Annotated in this window: 14 protein-coding genes; 10 read left to right on the top strand and 4 right to left on the bottom strand. The window is 65.0% G+C overall.

Annotated elements, in window-relative coordinates; genetic code table 11:
- Nucleotides 1–6: 6 nt before the first annotated feature.
- Nucleotides 7–924: a LysR family transcriptional regulator gene (locus QBK88_RS26125; RefSeq protein ID WP_277964310.1), complete on the bottom strand. Its 918-nt coding sequence runs from the start codon at nt 922–924 to the stop codon at nt 7–9.
- A 92-nt stretch (nt 925–1,016) separates the two neighbouring features.
- Here QBK88_RS26125 and QBK88_RS26120 point away from each other — a divergent pair, with 92 nt between their 5' ends.
- The 7 genes from QBK88_RS26120 to hpxO all read left to right on the top strand — a co-directional run bounded on the left by QBK88_RS26120 (nt 1,017) and on the right by hpxO (nt 8,062).
- Nucleotides 1,017–1,967 (top strand): ketopantoate reductase family protein, encoded by a 951-nt coding sequence (locus tag QBK88_RS26120; RefSeq protein ID WP_277964309.1) that lies wholly within the window; start codon nt 1,017–1,019, stop codon nt 1,965–1,967.
- Nucleotides 1,964–2,350, top strand: a complete 387-nt coding sequence (locus QBK88_RS26115) for a VOC family protein (RefSeq protein ID WP_268143158.1) — start codon at nt 1,964–1,966, stop codon at nt 2,348–2,350. The genes QBK88_RS26120 and QBK88_RS26115 overlap by 4 nt, the downstream gene beginning before the upstream one ends.
- Nucleotides 2,351–2,358: 8 nt before the next feature.
- Complete coding sequence (locus QBK88_RS26110) at nt 2,359–2,814, top strand: MaoC family dehydratase (protein ID WP_277964308.1); 456 nt, start codon at nt 2,359–2,361, stop codon at nt 2,812–2,814.
- Entirely contained in the window at nt 2,811–4,043 is a 1,233-nt protein-coding gene (locus QBK88_RS26105; protein WP_277964307.1) for a CoA transferase, read from the top strand. The genes QBK88_RS26110 and QBK88_RS26105 overlap by 4 nt, the downstream gene beginning before the upstream one ends.
- Nucleotides 4,040–4,858 carry a shikimate dehydrogenase gene (gene aroE / locus QBK88_RS26100; RefSeq protein WP_268143151.1) on the top strand — a complete coding sequence of 273 codons (819 nt, stop codon included), beginning with the start codon at nt 4,040–4,042 and terminating at the stop codon, nt 4,856–4,858. Before QBK88_RS26105 ends, aroE begins: the two co-directional genes overlap by 4 nt.
- Nucleotides 4,859–5,359: 501 nt before the next feature.
- On the top strand, nt 5,360–6,658 hold the full coding sequence (locus QBK88_RS26095) for a chloride channel protein (protein WP_277964335.1): 1,299 nt from the start codon (nt 5,360–5,362) through the stop codon (nt 6,656–6,658).
- A gap of 213 nt (nt 6,659–6,871) precedes the next feature.
- Complete coding sequence (gene hpxO / locus QBK88_RS26090; protein ID WP_277964306.1) at nt 6,872–8,062, top strand: FAD-dependent urate hydroxylase HpxO; 1,191 nt, start codon at nt 6,872–6,874, stop codon at nt 8,060–8,062.
- 48 nt (nt 8,063–8,110) lie between these two features.
- Here the strand turns inward: hpxO and QBK88_RS26085 are convergent, their stop codons facing one another.
- Entirely contained in the window at nt 8,111–8,692 is a 582-nt protein-coding gene (locus QBK88_RS26085) for an XRE family transcriptional regulator (protein ID WP_277964305.1), read from the bottom strand.
- A gap of 108 nt (nt 8,693–8,800) precedes the next feature.
- Between QBK88_RS26085 and QBK88_RS26080 the strand changes: the two genes are divergently transcribed.
- From QBK88_RS26080 to QBK88_RS26070, 3 genes are all read left to right on the top strand, one after another.
- Complete coding sequence (locus QBK88_RS26080) at nt 8,801–9,694, top strand: DMT family transporter (RefSeq protein ID WP_277964304.1); 894 nt, start codon at nt 8,801–8,803, stop codon at nt 9,692–9,694.
- A gap of 99 nt (nt 9,695–9,793) precedes the next feature.
- Nucleotides 9,794–11,218 carry a putrescine-ornithine antiporter gene (gene potE / locus QBK88_RS26075; RefSeq protein ID WP_268143141.1) on the top strand — a complete coding sequence of 475 codons (1,425 nt, stop codon included), beginning with the start codon at nt 9,794–9,796 and terminating at the stop codon, nt 11,216–11,218.
- On the top strand, nt 11,215–13,500 hold the full coding sequence (locus QBK88_RS26070; protein WP_277964303.1) for an Orn/Lys/Arg family decarboxylase: 2,286 nt from the start codon (nt 11,215–11,217) through the stop codon (nt 13,498–13,500). The genes potE and QBK88_RS26070 overlap by 4 nt, the downstream gene beginning before the upstream one ends.
- Before the next feature lie 141 nt (nt 13,501–13,641).
- Here the strand turns inward: QBK88_RS26070 and QBK88_RS26065 are convergent, their stop codons facing one another.
- Together QBK88_RS26065 and QBK88_RS26060 are read right to left on the bottom strand one after the other, a co-directional pair.
- Nucleotides 13,642–14,298, bottom strand: a complete 657-nt coding sequence (locus QBK88_RS26065; protein ID WP_277964302.1) for a response regulator transcription factor — start codon at nt 14,296–14,298, stop codon at nt 13,642–13,644.
- Between the two features lie 91 nt (nt 14,299–14,389).
- Nucleotides 14,390–15,438: alginate O-acetyltransferase AlgX-related protein (locus tag QBK88_RS26060; RefSeq protein ID WP_445765002.1), on the bottom strand; the 1,049-nt coding region annotated here is incomplete at its 5' end.

The raw sequence follows: 15,438 nt of genomic DNA, 5'->3' as shown, positions 1-15,438 counted from the left end.
TCGCTGCTACGAGCTGTTCCCCTCGCGCTTGAACAGCGCCACCATCACCCCTCGCAACCAGCGGTTGCCACTGTCCAGGTGGTAACGCGCATGCCAATGCTGCTTCACCGAAAACCCTTCGATGGCGACCGGGCAATCATGCACCGTAAGGTCGTGCATTTTCGCCAGCGTTTCACCGATATGGCGGGGCAGGGTGGCGATCAGGTCCGTGGTCCCGATGATGGCGCCCAGGCCAAGAAAACCGGGAAGTTCCAGGACGATCTGGCGCTCGATGGCCTGGCGGCCGAGGGCGGCCTCCAGCAGCCTCTGGCCGGTACCGGCAGTGATCTGCACGTGGCCTTCGCCGCGGTACAGGGCCAGGTCCAGGCGGTGGCGGATACGCGGGTGGCCGGGGCTGCTCAGGCATACCCAGTCCTGGGGGAACAGCACTTGCTGGTACATGCCGCCCCCCAGCCAGGGCACGAAACCCACGGCCAGGTCGGCTTCGCCGGCCTCCAGGGCACGCTCGGTGTTGCCGTCGATGCGCGCCGCTTCCAGGCGAATGCCAGGTGCCGCCTTGCGCAGGTGTTCCAGCACCTGGGGCAACAGGGTGATGTGGCTGGCATCGCTGACGCACAGCCGAAAGCGGCGCTGGGCGGTGGCCGGGTCGAAGTCGGGTTGGTGAGTGGTTAGCCGGCGCAGGGACTCCAGCACCTCCCGGCAGGGGCCGATCAGCGCGTCGGCCCGCGGCGTGGGCGCCATACCCCCAGGGGTGCGGACAAACAGCGGGTCATGCAGTTGTTCGCGCAGGCGGCCCAGCCAGATGCTGATGGTGGGCTGGCTCTGCCCCAACTGTTCGGCCGCGCGAGTCACGCTGCGGGTGTCATAGAGCACGTTGAAAAGGTGCAGCAGCTTGGGTTCGGGCAGGGCGCTGGTGTCGATCATTATTGTGTTTTTCAATAGGGTTATTGAGGCCATTGTATAGCTCAACAATACCCGCGGGCATAAGGTGGGGGCACCAAAAAGGAGTCCACCGCTTGAAAATATGCATTCTGGGCGCCGGTGCCCTGGGCTGTGCCATCGGTGCCACGCTGAGTGAAGCTGGCCACGACACCTGGCTGCTCAACCGCAGCGCTGCCCACGTTGACACCATGAACCGTGACGGCCTGACCGTGCACGACGAGCGTGGCCAGCGCCAGGTCAAGGTCAACGCCAGCACCGAGGCCAGCGTCGTTGGCCCGGTGGACCTGGTGGTCGTGCTGGTCAAGTCCTTCCATACCGCCCAGGCCATCACCGGGGCCATGGCCCTGGTGGGCCCGCATACCCTGGTGCTGTCGTTGCAGAACGGGCTGGGCCATGAAGACATTCTCGCCGAGGCGGTCGGCCGGTCCAGGGTACTGGCAGGCAAGACCTATGTCGGTGGCGTGCTGCTGGCGCCTGCGGTCATCCGCGCCGGGGTGGTGGGCAAACAGACCTACATCGGCGAACTGGACGGTAGCCTCAGCGATCGCGTGCAGGCCATCGCCGACGCCTTCAACGGCGCCGGCCTGGCCACCACTGTCAGCGAAAACATCGTCGGCACCATGTGGGACAAGCTGTTGGTCAACGTCGCCACCGGTGCGCTCACGGGTATCTCCCGGCTCACCTACGGCCAACTGTACAGCGAACCGCTGCTCAAGGCCGCGGCACTGTCGGCAGTGGCCGAAGCCATCGCCGTGGCCACCGCCGCCGGTGTGCAATTGAGCCTGACCAGCCCTGGCGCGGCCTGGAACCTGGCCGCCGAAGGCCTGCCTGCCACGTTCAAGACTTCCATGCTGCAGAGCCTGGAGAAGGGCTCCGTCACCGAAATCGATTTCATCAACGGCTCGGTCGTGCGCTGGGGCCAGCGCCACGGTGTGGCCACGCCCGTCAACGCCACGCTGGTGGCCTGCATCAAGGGCATCGAGCGGGCCATGGCGGATCATCAACAAGAGGAAGCCAATTCATGAGCATCCCCAAAGCCTATGTCGAGCACGTCGCCGTGTGGGTAAAGGATATCCACTGGCACATACGCTTTTTCCACGAGGTATTCGGCATGACCCTGCGCGAGGTGCAGGGCAGTGTCGAGGAACCGATTCAGTACTGGACCCTGGGCGGCATGCAGTTCATGAGCAAGCCCGATTTCGACGGCCCTGAAGGCCGCCTCGGTCATCTGGGCGTGATGTGCGAGGACGTGGAATACGCCCTGGCCGCCGCGCGCAGGTTCCATGTGACCCCCATGCCCCAAGGCCACAACTGGCTGCGCCTGCCCGACGGCCTGGCGCTGGAATTCATCCAGGCCTCGCCTGCCGCCAGTGTGGCGCAGGCGCTGGCCATCAACCCTCGTTCGTGAGCTGCCTTATGACCCTTCAAGAAAAGTACTGGGACGATGCCCGTGAGGGCGACGAGTGCACCAGCCCCACCTACACCGTCACCCGGGAGCGCATCCTGGCGTATGCCGACCTGACCGGTGACCACACCCCGGTGCACGTCGACGAGGCCTATGCCAACGCCAGCCACTTCGGTTGCCTGGTGGCCCACGGGCTGTTCGGCCAGAGCATCGCCGACGGCCTCAAGACCCAGAGCGACTACCGTTTCCTGCCGGGCATGAGCCTGGGCTGGACCTGGGACTTCGTCCTGCCGATCAAGGTCAACGACGAACTGCATGTGAAGTTTCGCGTGGGCAGCATGCGCGCCAGCAACAGCAAACCGGGCTGGGGCATCGTCGTGCTGCCCTCGGAACTGATCAACCAGAAGGGCGAAGTCGTGCAGCGCGGCGAGCACCGCCTGATGGTTCCACGGAGGCCACAGGCATGACTCAGCCACTGCCACTCAAAGGCATTCGCGTCATCGACTACAGCCACTTCCTGGCAGGCCCCTACGTGGGCCGCTGCCTGGCTGCCCTGGGCGCCGAAGTGATCAAGGTGGAGCGCCCCGGCAGCGGCGATGCCGGCCGCCAGCACGCCTTTACCCTGGACGAGCACCAGAGCGGCTACTTCCTGCAACTGAACATGGGCAAGCAGGGTGTCAGCGTCAACATGAAGGACCCACGCGGCAAGGCCTTCATGCACAAACTCTGCGATTCTGCGGACGTGTTCATCGAGAACTACCGGCCCGGTGCCCTGGACAAGCTGGGGTTGAGCTACGCGGAACTGTCGGCGCGCAACCCCAGGCTGGTCTACTGCTCGATCTCGGCCTATGGCCATACCGGCCCCGACGCCCACCGCGCTGGCTTCGGCCTGATCGCCGAGGCCAAGAGCGGCATCATGCAGATGGTCGGCAACCCCGGCGAAGCGCCGCCGCTGCTGCGCATTTCGCTGGGCGACATGTACACCGGTATCCACGCGGTGGCGGCCATCAACGCCGCCTTGTTGGGACGGGTCAACAGTGGGCGCGGCCAGCACATCGACATGGCGCTGTACGACACCCTGGTGTCCATGCACGAGTACGCAGTGCAGTGCTACACCCTGTCCAACGGCGAGATCGTGCCGCAGCAGACCGGCCACGACATGCCCACTTCCACCCTGTACGGCGTGTTCCGCGCCGCCGACGGTGACCTGGTGATCGCCGCGCAGGTGGACGATGCCTGGAAACGCTTCGCAGTGATGCTGGAGGCTAACGGCGGCCCGGCAGGCTTTGGCAGTGACACGCGGTTCCACAGCCTCAACGGCCGCAACACCCACCGGGTGGAGATCCTCACGGCGGTGAAGGCCTGGGTCGCGGCTAATCCGGTGGCGCGCATCCTGTCGCTGCTGGACGAGATCGACGTGCCCAGCGCCAAGGTGCAGCGTATCGACGAGGTCATCGCCGACCCGCAGATCAAGGCGCGGAATATGGTCGTAGAGCAACAGCACCCGCGCTACGGTACTTTACGCATGCCGAACCTGCCGTTCCGTTTCTCCGACTGCGACACCACGATTCATCAGGTGGCCCCTGACCTGGGCGAGCACAACGCCCAGGTGGCGGCCGAACTGGGTTTCAGCGCACAAGAGATCGCGGCGATGCAGGCCGACGGCGTGCTGTTTTCCCATGGAGGTGCACAATGACAGACCGTTACAGCGTGATCGGGCGCCCGATCAACCACACCAAATCGCCCCTGATCCACGGCCTGTTTGCCGAGGTTACTCGCCAGGCGCTCGAGTACGGTGCCATCGAAGGCGACCTCGACGGGTTCGAGGCCCAGGTGCTGGGCTTCCGCGAGGGAGGCGGGAAGGGCATGAACATCACCGCGCCCTTCAAGCTGCGGGCCTTCGAACTGGCCGATGCGCGCAGTGAGCGCGCCACCTTGGCCAAGGCGTCCAATGCCTTGAAATTCGAGCACGGCAAGGTCTACGCCGAGAACTTCGACGGCATCGGCCTGCTGCGCGACATCGAGCATAACCTTCAGGTGCCCTTGGCGGGCCGCAACGTGCTGGTGCTGGGCGCTGGCGGGGCGGTGCGCGGTGCGTTGCTGCCGTTCCTGGCGGCAGGGCCCGCGCGGCTGGTGATCGCCAATCGCGACCAGGCCAAAGCGCAGGCGCTGGCGGCTGAGGTGAAGGATGAGCGCGTGCAGGTCGTCAGCTATGAGGCGCTGGCGGGGCAGCGCTTCGACCTGGTCGTCAACGCCACCTCGGCGAGCCTCACCGGCGAGCTGCCGCCGGTGCCTGTCGACGTGTTCGCCACCGCCCAACTGGCTTATGAGCTGGCGTATGGAAAAGGGCTGACGCCGTTCCTGGCGCTGGCCCGGGAGGCTGCGGTGGCGCGCCTTGCCGATGGTGTTGGCATGTTGGTGGAGCAAGCCGCCGAGGCGTTCGAATGGTGGCGGGGCGTGCGCCCCGAAACCCGCCCGGTCATCGACCGCCTGACCGTACCACTGCAATGAGGCCTTGACGGTTACCGTTTGCGTGCGCTGTTTGCTGGGTTATCGGCGACCTTGCAGCCCAGCCGCGCACCAGCAACGCCACTGCCGCTACCGCCGCGGCCAGGCCAACATGGCCGAGGCGTTCAACGGTATCCCTGCAAGCCAGGGCGCAAGCTCGGGAAGCAGACGACGGGGTCGACCGGGCGGGCCTCTTCCCGAGCTCCGCCCGGTCCCACAGGGTTGTGGTGAAACGGCTGAATGGAGCCGCGGTTACCGGTGGCGCATGCGCTGTTGTGGGACCGGGCGCAAGCTCGGGAAGCAGGCGACGCGGTCGACGTGACGCAGGTGGTAGCGCGCCACGACGGCCATGGCTCGGCGTGTGCCCTTTAGGATGGGCTGTGCAGGCAATCTTGATGTTGCGGGTAGGCAACGGTGATGTATCAGCCATACTAGGCCCTTTCCTCTCAGTCAGGCGCATCGATGTCCAGCTTGCCCGAACCCGTCTCGTCTTCGTTGTCACCCATGCGCCGCGGCCGCAGGCTGTTGCGTTCGCGCTGGCGAGGCGGGCGCCAGCAGTTGGCGTTCTGGGTCGGAGCGCTGTTGGTAGGGCTGGTGGCGCTGGCCTTCGCCTGGCTGGCTGACCAGTCGTTCGCGCTGTTTCAACGGCTGCTCGGCAGCGCCGCCTGGCTGCCGCTGCTGATAACGCCCCTGGGGTTCGCCACGCTGGCCTGGGCGACACAGCGCTGGTTCGCGGGTGCCAAGGGCAGCGGTATTCCCCAGGTGATCGCGGCGCTGGAAACGCCATCAAGGGGTTTGCGCGCGCAGGTGCTGGCGCTACCACTGGCGGCGGCGCGCATGTGTCTCACCTTGGGCGCCTTGCTGGTGGGCGGCTCGGTAGGGCGTGAAGGGCCCACGGTGCACGTCGGGGCGGCCGTGTTGCATGCCTTCGGTACCCGCCTTGGCCTGCATGGCCGTCGCACCGTGGCGGGGCTGATTCTGGCGGGGGGCGCGGCGGGCATCGCCGCGGCGTTCAACACGCCGCTGGCCGGCGTGGTGTTCGCCATCGAGGAATTGAGCCGCACGTTCGAGCAGCGCTTCAGTGGCCTGGTACTCACGGCCGTGCTGATTGGCGGTGCGGTAACCCTGGGGCTGATGGGCCACTATTCCTACTTCGGTGAGGTCGGTGGGCACTTGCCGGTGGGGTGGGGGTGGGGTGAGGTACCGGCGTGTGCGCTGCTGGGCGGTGTGCTGGGGGGCGCGTACGTCAAACTGGTACTGCCTTCACGGCGTGGCTGGATCGGTCGCCTGTGCGCCCTGCGTGACCGCACTCCCGTGCGCTTCGCCGGTGCCTGCGGGCTGGCGCTGGCGCTGCTGGGGCTGGCGTCCGGCAACCATGTGTTCGGTACCGGTTACCAGGAGACTCATGCGTTGCTGGAGGGCCAACCGGTAACCGACGGCAGCTTCCTGTTGTGGAAGTTTCTGGCCAATGTGGTGTCTTACCTGGCGGGTATCCCCGGGGGGCTGTTTTCGCCCTCGCTGAGCATCGGGGCTGCGTTCGCACCGCTGCTCGCCTGGTTGCCGGGCTTCAACCTGCAGACCTGTGCGCTGTTGGGGATGGGTGCCTATCTGGCGGGCGTCACCCGTTCGCCACTGACCGCTTCGGTGATCGTGCTGGAACTGTCACACAGCCCGGACCTTGCCATCCCCATGCTCGCGACCAGTTTGATGGCGGCGGCGATTTCCGGCTGGATCGCGCCTGTGTCGTTGTACCATGCGCTGGCCCACCAGTTCCTCGACAGGCTCGCCCCGGCCAAGGCGTGACGACCCGCATTGGGGCGCATGGGGTGTCGCTGCGCCGCAATGTTGCATTTTTGCGCTGCGCGATTTTTCGTTTTGTCCTCGCCCGGCGGTGTCGAACCTGCCCGGCCAACCCCGCCTGCCGGGCACTGGCATGGGTTTCATGAAGTGAAGGGTGGGGCTGGCAAGCATTCTGCAATAACTGACCAGTTGATCAGTTTTTTAGAGTGCCTCGCCATGTCATTGTCTACTTCGCTTTCCCGTTCCCTGGATATCGTCATCATTGGTGCCGGCATCGGTGGCTTGTCCGCTGGTATCGCCTTGCAGCAATGCGGCCATCGCGTGCGCCTGTTCGACCGGGTGCCGGAATTGACCCCGGCGGGTGCCGCCATTTCGATCTGGCCCAACGGCGTCAACGTCCTTGAAAAGCTGGGCTTGGGGGCCGCGATCAAGGCCGCCAGTGGCCAGATGACGTCCATGAGCTACAGCACCGCCACGGGCGAGCTATTGACCCGTTTCAGCCTGCAGCCGCTGTACGAAGCGGTTGACCAGCGCGCCTGCCCTATTGCCCGCACCGCCTTGCAGGCGATTCTGCTGCAAGCCTGCGGCCCTGAAAATGTCACCTTGGGCGTCACCTGTGAAGCCGTCGAAGCGTTGGCCGAGGGGGTACAGTTGCTGTTCTCCGATGGCCAGCGCATCAAGGCTGACCTGGTGGTGGCGGCCGACGGCACCCATTCGCAGTTGCGCAACCAGGTGGCCGGTGCGCCTGTGGCGCGGGAGTACTGCGGTTATGTCAATTGGAATGGGCGAATCGCCGCCGCCGAGGACCTGGCGCCGGTGGCGGAGTGGACCCAGTTCGTCGGCGAGCACAAGCGCGTGTCGTTGATGCCCATGGGCAACGGCCAATTGTATTTCTTCTTCGACGTACCGCTGCCGGCCGGCACACCGAACCTGCGGGAGGCCTACCGCGACGAACTGCGGGCCCATTTCAGCGGTTGGGCGCCCGCGGTGCAACGGCTGATCGAGCGGCTGGACAGCAGCATTGTCAGCCGCGTGGAAATCCACGATATGGCGCCCATTGCCAGCTTCGTCAAGGGCCGCGTGGTGTTGTTGGGCGACGCCGCGCACCCCATGGCCCCGGATCTGGGGCAGGGCGGGTGCCAGGCCCTGGAGGATGCCTGGGCACTGGCGCGCTGCCTGGAGCGCGACGCCCCCGACCTGCCCGCCGCTTTGGCACGTTACGACGCTGCGCGGGTCGAGCGCACCGCCCAGATCATGCAGCGTGCACGCGCACGGGCGGGCGTTACCCATGGGCATGACCCCCGCCAGACCGAGGCCTGGTACCAGGAACTGGCCGAGGAAACCGGGGAGCGGGTGATTGCCGGGTTGGTCAAGACCGCCGTGGGTGGTGGTGAGTTGCTCAGGTAGTCAATCCGGACCTGGCCACTCCCCTGTGGGACCGGGCAGGGCCATATGTCACGGGTGCTCGATTACCATCACTGCGGTGGTGTCGGGCTCCAGTGCCTCGAACACATGCGCTCCCTGGGCTGAGTAGCTCATGTAGTCCCCCGCATTCAACACCACCGGGTCCTGCACCGGGCCAACCCTGGCCCGGCCGCTGCACAGCAGCACATGTTCCAGGGTGCCGGCCGGGTGCGGCTGCGACAGTTTTGCTTGGCCAGGCTGCACCTTCAGCCGGTAGAGGTCGCGGCGCACGCCTGGCGGGCAGTCGGCCAGTAACGTGGCGGCGTAATGGCCGTGCTCGGCATACGCCGTTTGCCCTTCGGTCGCCCGGATCACCCGCACCTGCTGCGGCGGCTGCTCGAAGAAACGCGTCACCGGCAACCCCATGGCAATGGCCAGCGCCCACAAGGTCTCGATGCTCGGGTTCCCCAGCCCGGCTTCCAGTTGGGACAAGGTGGACTTGGCAATGCTCGCGCGTTTGGCCAATTCCGTGACGGACAGGTTGGCCAGTTGCCGCTCGCGCTTGATGGCCAAGGCGAGCAGGTCAATGGGCCGAGGCCGTTCTGCGTGTGGGTAGTTCGTTAAATCATTCATTTGTTCGCCAAAAAATCCTTAAAAAGGTTGACCTGCCCTGTTAACAGAATCAGCATATCGTCCGAATGTTCATTTTATCGGTCTTATGCAGCAATAAGGAAGGTGTGCGTGGTCAACGCTCAATACCGGGGTACTCTGGAAATGGTCGCCGCCATGGTGATCTCCGGCACAGTGGGCTGGTTCGTGCTGTTGTCCGGGCAGTCAGCCACGGCCGTGGTGTTCTGGCGCTGTGTGTTCGGTGCGCTCGCCCTGCTGGTCGCGTGTGGCCTGCTGGGTGTGTTCAAGCGCGGCTGCGTCAGTGGCGCCCAGTTGGCCTGGATAAGCGTGGGTGGCGTCGCGCTGGTGCTCAACTGGGTACTGCTGTTCAGTGCCTACCGACATGCCACGATTGCGATTGCCACCGTGGTCTACCACACCCAACCGTTCATGCTGGTGGCTTTGGGCGTGATGTTTCTGGGGGAGCGTTTTTCTGTCGCCAGAAGCCTCTGGCTGGCGCTCGCGTTCGTGGGGCTGGTGCTGATCGTGTCAGGGCAGATGGGCGGCTCGGCCAACGCCCCGGACTACCTGCGCGGTGTCGCGCTCGCCCTCGGTTCAGCATTTTTCTACGCCCTGGCGGCGCTGATCGCCAAGCGGCTGAAGGCGGTGCCTGCTCACCTGATCGTACTGGTGCAGATGATCGTGGGCGTGGTGGTGTTGGCCCCTTTCACGGATTTCTCCACCATCGTGCAGCCCGGCGGGCAATGGCGTTTCCTGGTGATCATTGGCGTGGTGCACACGGGTGTGATGTCCACCCTGCTGTACAGCGCCATTCAGAAGCTGCCGACACCCGTGGTCGGGGCGCTGTCATTCATCTACCCGGTGGTGGCCATTCTGGTGGACTGGGTCGCATTTTCCCACCCCTTGAGCCTGCCGCAACTGGCGGGGACGGTGTCGATTCTGCTGGCGGCATGGGGGATGAACGTTGATTGGGGTCAAGTACGGGCCCACGCAGGGCGCCCATAATAAAACCGAATGAGGGGGCTGATAATTCTCATTTTTTCTTGCTGTATTGCGGCCCTCTGCTAAGACTCTTTGAGTCGATGTTTCCATGAGGTCAACGGAATGCCAGCCATCAAGAAAATGAGCGTCGTGCAGCTGACCATGCTGACCGCCGTTAACATGCTCGGTTCAGGCATCGTTTTATTACCCACCAAGTTAGCCGAGGTGGGTGGTATATCGATTTTGTCCTGGTTGGTGACGGCCACAGGGTCGCTGGCCCTGGCCTACGCCTTCGCCCGCTGCGGCATGCTCAGCCGAAAGACCGGCGGCATGGGCGGTTATGCCGAATATACGTTCGGCAAGGCCGGCAACTACATCACCAACTACACGTATGGCCTTTCGCTACTCATTGCCAATGTGGCGATCAGTATTACAGCGGTGGGTTATATACAGACGCTGTTCGATATCAAGTTGGACTCCCTGCAAGTAGGCCTGGCAACTATCGCGTTGCTGTGGATTACCACGTTCGCCAACTTCGGGGGCGCAAACATTACCGGCAAAATAGGGGCGATCACGGTCTGGGGCGTGATCGCCCCCGTGGTGCTGGTGTCCACCATCGGCTGGTTCTGGTTTGACAGCAGCACCTATGCTGCCGGCTGGAACCCTCACGACCGTGGCTGGTTCGACGCTGCCGGCGCCTCGGTGGCCATTACCCTGTGGGCGTTCCTGGGCCTGGAGTCGGCGTGCGCCAACGGCGACGCGGTGGAAAACCCCGAGAAGAACGTGCCCATCGCGGTACTGGGCGGCACCCTGGGGGCGGCGGTGATCTACATCGTGTCCACCAACGTCATCGCCGGTATCGTCGACAACGCTGCGCTTGTGTCGTCCACCGCGCCGTTCGGCCTGGTCTTCGCCAAGATGTTCAACCCGGCCATCGGCAACCTGGTGATGGGGCTGATGGTGCTGGCCTGCATTGGCTCGCTGCTGGGCTGGCAGTTCACGGTGGCCCAGGTGTTCAAGAGTTCGGCGGACACGGGCTATTTCCTGCCGATCTTTGCCAAGGCCAACAAGCATGGTGTGCCGATCATCAGCATGCTGATCCTGCTGGCGATCCAGACGGCCCTGGGCCTGCTGACCATCAGCCCGGACCTGTCCAAGCAGTTCGACACATTGGTGAACCTGGCGGTGGTCACCAACCTGGTGCCGTACATCCTCTCCATGGCCACCCTGATGACGCTGCAGAGCATCTCCAATGTGCCGCCCCGCAAGGCCATGATCACCAATATCGTCGCGGGCATCGCCGCGGCCTACAGCTACCTGGCGCTCTACAGTTCGGGGGCCCAGGCGCTGATGCTCGGCGGGGTGGCGACCATTGTCGGCTATACCCTGTTCGGCTTCGTCAACACCCGGCTGATCCGCCTGGAAGCGCTGAACAACAGCGTGCCGACCCAGACCGTGGCGGCCCAGCACATCGTCGGCCAGCCCATACCGGTCAATGACCTGAACGCTGGCGCCCCGCACAACCGCACACTGGAGGTGACCCCATGACCGAATACAGACACCTGCTGGGCATGCTGGCCCTGCTGGTCAGCCCGCCGCCGGACAAACGCAGCGTCTTTGGCCGTGCCCTCAACCAGTTGATCAGCGACGTCGAGGAGCGTTCCATCAGCGTGCTGGTGTCCGAGACCCTCAGCGACGCCACGTCCATTCTCAGTACCGACCCGGCCATCCAGTGCGTGCTGCTGAGCTGGGAGATGGACACCAGCGAAGGCCACCAGGCCTGCATCAACCTGTTGACCGCGCTTCGCGAGCGCAACACCCGGGTGCCGGTGTTCCTGATCAGCGACCGCAGCACGGCGTCCAGCGTACCGCTGATCGTGATGCAGCATGCCGACGACTTCATCTGGCTGCCCGAGGACACCAGCCGCTTTCTCAGCGGGCGCATCCTGGCGGCCATCGAGCGCTATCGCCAGGCGGTGCTGCCACCGATGTTCGGCGCCTTGCTGAAATTCGCCCGCAGCTACGAGTACTCGTGGCATACCCCAGGGCACGCCGGTGGCACAGCCTTTCTGAAAAGCACCGCGGGCCGGGCGTTCTACGAATTCTTCGGGGAAAACCTGCTGCGCTCGGACCTGTCCATCTCGGTGGGCGAGCTGGGTTCGCTGCTCGACCACAGTGGCCCCATAGGGCAGGGCGAGCGGTATGCCGCGAAGGTGTTCGGCGCCCATCGTACCTACTACGTCACCAACGGTTCATCGATGTCCAACCGGGTCATCCTGATGGCCAGCGTCACCCGTGACCAGATCGCTCTGTGCGACCGCAACTGCCACAAGTCCGCCGAACACGCCATGACCTTATCGGGTGCCATTCCGACCTACCTGGTGCCCACCCGCAACCGCTACGGCATCATCGGCCCGATCCTGCCCCAGACCCTCAGCGCCGAGGGGGTCAAGCGCGCCATTGCCGAGAATCCGCTGGTGCACAGCGGTATCGACCCCACGCCCGTGCACGCCATCGTCACCAACTCCACCTACGATGGCCTGACCTACAACGTCACCCGCGTCGAAGACCTGCTGGGCCAGAGCGTCGACCGCCTGCACTTCGACGAAGCCTGGTACGGTTATGCGCGGTTCAACCCGTTGTACCGCGACCGCTTCGCCATGCACGGCAGCCCGGCCGACCATGACGCCTCGCGGCCGACGGTGTTCGCCACTCAATCCACGCACAAGCTGCTGGCGGCGCTGTCCCAGGCTTCGATGATCCATGTGCGTGATGGCCGCAACCCCATTCCCCATGGGCGCTTCAACGAGTCGTTCATGATGCACGCCTCGACCTCGCCCAACTACGCCATCATGGCCTCGTGCGACGTCAGTTCGGCGATGATGGAGCAGCCCACCGGGCAAATCCTCACCACGGAGTCCATCGAGGAGGCCATCGCTTTCCGCCAGGTCATTTCGCGCATGCACAGCGAGATGCTTGCCAGTGACGATTGGTTTTTCTCGTGCTGGCAGCCCCCGTCGGTCAAGGTCGGCGCGCTGGACGTGCCGTTCCACGAGGTAGACCCCGGTCTGCTCAAGGCCGAGCCAAGCTGCTGGGTACTGCACCCCAATGCCGTGTGGCACGGTTTCGGCGACATTGAAGACGGCTACTGCATGCTCGACCCCATCAAGGTCTCGGTGCTGAGCCCAGGCATGGGCGATGACGGCAACCTGCTCGACCGTGGCATACCGGCGTGCGTGCTGTCCGCGTACCTGGGGCGCCAGGGCATCGTGGTGGAGAAGACCACCGACTTCACCATCCTGTTCCTGTTTTCCATCGGCATCACCAAGGGCAAGTGGGGCACCCTGGTCAACGCCTTGCTGGACTTCAAGCGCGACTACGACAGCAACCTGGAGTTGGAACTGTGCCTGCCCGACCTGCTGGCCGCGAACCAGCAGCGCTATGCCGGCATGGGCCTGAAGGACCTGGCGGACGAGATTTTCGCCGCCATGAAACAGCACAAGACCACGGCAGCCATGGCGCAGGCTTTCGGCACCCTGCCCGAGGCAGTGTTCAGCCCGGTGCAGGCCTACGAAAAACTGGTGAAAAACGAAGTGGAGCTGATCACCCTGGAACAGGCCGCAGGGCGCATCGCGGCCACCGGGATCGTGCCGTACCCGCCGGGCATTCCCTTGCTGATGCCGGGTGAAAAGGCCGGGGCGATCGAGGGGCCATTGCTGGCGTATCTGCGGGCCCTGGAAGCCTTCGACCGCTCGTTTCCAGGCTTCACCCACGACACCCATGGCATCGAGAATGTGGATGGGGTGTACCACCTGCTGGTACTGAAATAGCGACCCCGTCGCGGCCGTGCACGTCATGTGCGTGACGCGGCCAGGGCTGCTGCAGGCTGCAAGCCGCCGGCTCTGCGCGTGGGCGGCTGGCTTTGAGTGACAGCCGTTGCTCAGGGGGCAGTTGTGCAGCAAAGCTCAATGCTAGCGCTCTATCAACCCCATACTGCGCGCCTCGTAAATGGCCTCGGCTTTGGAGCCCACGCCCAGTTTCTTGTACACCCGGCGCACGAAGGTCAGCACGGTATGGCGCGATACGGCCATCAGAGCGGCGATTTCTTCGGCGGTGAAGCCTTTGGTGAGGTACACCAGCACTTCCTGTTCGCGCGGTGAAACCAACGGGCGTGGCGCGTCGGCACGGGGGCGCAAGCGTTGCACGAGCTGGCGTGCGATCTGCGGGCTGAGCGGGCTGCCACCGGCGCGCAGGCTACGAATGTCGGCGACGATGCAGGCCCGGGTGTCGCCCTTGAGCCGGTAACCCGATGCCCCCGCCTGCAGGGCGCGCATCACGTGCGCTTCATCACCGAGGGCCGTGGTGACCATGATCTCGCACGCCGGCCAGCGTTGCTGCGCTGCCTGGATCACGTCCATGCCGGGGCCGTCGGGCAGCGTCAGCTCCACCAGCAGTACGTGCGCGGCGGGCCCTTCGAGCATTGCCAGCCCGGCGGCACGGCTGCCCGCTACCGCCACCATGCGCATGTCGGGCAGGGCGGCCAGGCGGGTAAGCAAGGCGTCTTGAAGCAGGGCATCGCCTTCGACCATCGCGATGTGAATGGGCGGGCGGGCTGGAGCGGCTCGCATGGGGTACCAGGCCGTGAGGCATGTCAGGCAAAAAGGAGCTGGAGATTGCCATACATGCCCAGGCCGCTCCATGGCCGTTGGTCGCACCGCTTCAGGGCAGTTGGATGCCTTGGTCGTACGGCGTTTGCAGGTCGCGCTCAGGCAACTCCCAGATGATCAGGGCAGGGGGTGTCCGGGTGAAGGCAGGGCTGTCGAAATAGGCCTTGGCCGCCCCGGAAAACTCGCCGCCGTCCTTGGCGAAACTGCCGACTGGCGCATTTAGCGCATGCTGCAGAAAACCGAGAAAGTTCGAGTTATGGGAAAACGAGGTGCCGATCAGCGCCGTGTTCGGCAGGTGGTCGTCGCCGAACAGGTCGTCGAGGTTGTCGCCGTTGGCCTGGGCGCTGGCGCTGGCCTGAGTGGCGGCGACGTATTCGGGCTGCGGTTGCAGCGACACGGGCAGCCCGTCGATGCCTGCCAGGTGCACCAGGTCGCCGGGGCGTCGGGCGTTGGCCTGGGGCATGAGGTCGAACGCCTGTTGCGGCGTGGGCTTGAAGCCGATGCCCTGGACGGCCTGGGCCACGCGCTCGGCAGCGGCGCGGGCACCGGCCTCGCTCCAGTGGGTGTCGGTGCGCAGGTAAGCGGCGTCGCCCAAGGGGTGCAGGGCCGGGGTCAGGTCCACGGCGGCGATGCCAGCGGCTTGCAGCATTGCCAGCCACTCGACGATGCGCGGTGCCAGCGAGGCCGGACGGGCCAACGTACACAACTGGCGGGCGGCAATGCGGCTCTTGTCCGGGACCACGGCCACCAGCAAACGGATGCCGCGCTTGGCCAGCGCCTGCTGCAGGCTGACCACGGCCTGTGCCTTGGCCCGGGCGTTGGCCATGGCGGCCGGGTTCAGGCGCAGCTCATCGGTCAGGAACAGCCAGCCAGGGCAGCCCTGGCGCACCCGAGGGCCCAGGTCGCCGAACAGCAGCCAACTGGCGTCGCGCTCCAGGGTCGCCGCTTGGCTGGGCACCGGGGCATTGGACAAGGTCTTGGCGAACCGGTGGGTGATGGCGCCCTGCAGCACTTGGTCGCGCGTCACCACGTCAGGCAGAAACGGCGCCGAGCCCTTGATCAGCAACCAGGCGCACGACGCCGCGGCCACGACAAAGAACA

Origin of the sequence: Pseudomonas sp. RIT-To-2, from assembly GCF_029623465.1 — a bacterium.
GTDB lineage: Bacteria > Pseudomonadota > Gammaproteobacteria > Pseudomonadales > Pseudomonadaceae > Aquipseudomonas > Aquipseudomonas silvicola.
This window is presented reverse-complemented; position numbering and strand designations above follow the sequence as displayed.